Origin of the sequence: Alcaligenes endophyticus (assembly GCF_026344035.1) — a bacterium.
Lineage (GTDB): Bacteria > Pseudomonadota > Gammaproteobacteria > Burkholderiales > Burkholderiaceae_B > Alcaligenes > Alcaligenes endophyticus.
Genome location: NZ_JAPKND010000018.1, coordinates 1 through 1,482, shown reverse-complemented (window position 1 = coordinate 1,482; position 1,482 = coordinate 1). Strand labels below are relative to the sequence as shown.

The following is a 1,482-nucleotide window of genomic DNA, read 5'->3' as shown; positions in this document are numbered from 1 at the left end:
GCGTGGTGATATTAGTACGCTTAAAAGAGCGCACATATCCGCAGCTTCGGTCTATGGCTTAGCCCCGTTACATCTTCCGCGCAGGACGACTCGATCAGTGAGCTATTACGCTTTCTTTAAAGGGTGGCTGCTTCTAAGCCAACCTCCTGACTGTCTATGCCTTCCCACTTCGTTTCCCACTTAGCCATAGTTAGGGACCTTAGCTGGCGGTCTGGGTTGTTTCCCTCTTGAGTCCGGACGTTAGCACCCGGTGCTCTGTCTCCCACGCTGTACTTGTCGGTATTCGGAGTTTGCCATGGTTTGGTAAGTCGCTGTGACCCCCTAGCCATAACAGTGCTCTACCCCCGACAGTAATACGTGAGGCACTACCTAAATAGTTTTCGGAGAGAACCAGCTATCTCCAGGCTTGTTTAGCCTTTCACTCCAATCCACAGCTCATCCCCTAATTTTTCAACATTAGTGGGTTCGGTCCTCCAGCACGTGTTACCGTGCCTTCAACCTGGCCATGGATAGATCGCCTGGTTTCGGGTCTACACCCAGCGACTGAATCGCCCTATTCGGACTCGCTTTCGCTACGCCTCCCCTATTCGGTTAAGCTTGCCACTGAATGTAAGTCGCTGACCCATTATACAAAAGGTACGCAGTCACACCACGAAGGTGCTCCTACTGTTTGTATGCATATGATTTCAGGATCTATTTCACTCCCCTTCCGGGGTTCTTTTCGCCTTTCCCTCACGGTACTGGTTCACTATCGGTCGATTACGAGTATTTAGCCTTGGAGGATGGTCCCCCCATATTCAGACAGGATTTCACGTGTCCCGCCCTACTTGTTCGACGCTTAGTTCCACAATAAAGATTTCGCCTACAGGGCTATCACCTGCTGCGGCGGAGCTTTCCATCTCCTTCGACTATCTATATTGCTAAAACGTCCAGGCTGCTCCGGTTTCGCTCGCCACTACTTCCGGAATCTCGGTTGATTTCTTTTCCTCGAGTTACTGAGATGGTTCAGTTCACTCGGTTTGCCTCTACACACCTATGTATTCAGTGTGAGATACCGTATTGCTACGGTGGGTTTCCCCATTCAGACATCAGCGGATCAAAGCTTGTTTGCCAGCTCCCCGCCGCTTTTCGCAGGCTACCACGTCTTTCATCGCCTGTAATCGCCAAGGCATCCATCATATGCACTTATTCACTTGATCCTATAACACTTAAGGCTATAAGATTTGATATGAGTTTTACGCTTGTTGCCGTTCACAATCCTTAGCTGATCTACTCTTACGAGTACATCGTCTATATTTTTGAGAACTTATTGAACAAAATTGTTTGTTTTGCAATCACAACCCGTGCATTCACATCGATAAGCATAAACTTAACGATATACATGAATACAACTTTGTTGTGCTTCTTCCAAATTGTTAAAGAACAGTTCGTGGGGATTAACCCAACGAAGGATAGTTACCGTTGCCGATAAATATGCTTCGT

At 47.8% G+C, this 1,482-nt stretch carries 1 rRNA gene; it reads right to left on the bottom strand.

Features of this window, described 5'->3' with window-relative positions:
- Positions 1-1,199 (bottom strand): 23S ribosomal RNA (locus OSH01_RS16460); the annotation flags it as partial.
- Positions 1,200-1,482 lie beyond the last annotated feature (283 nt).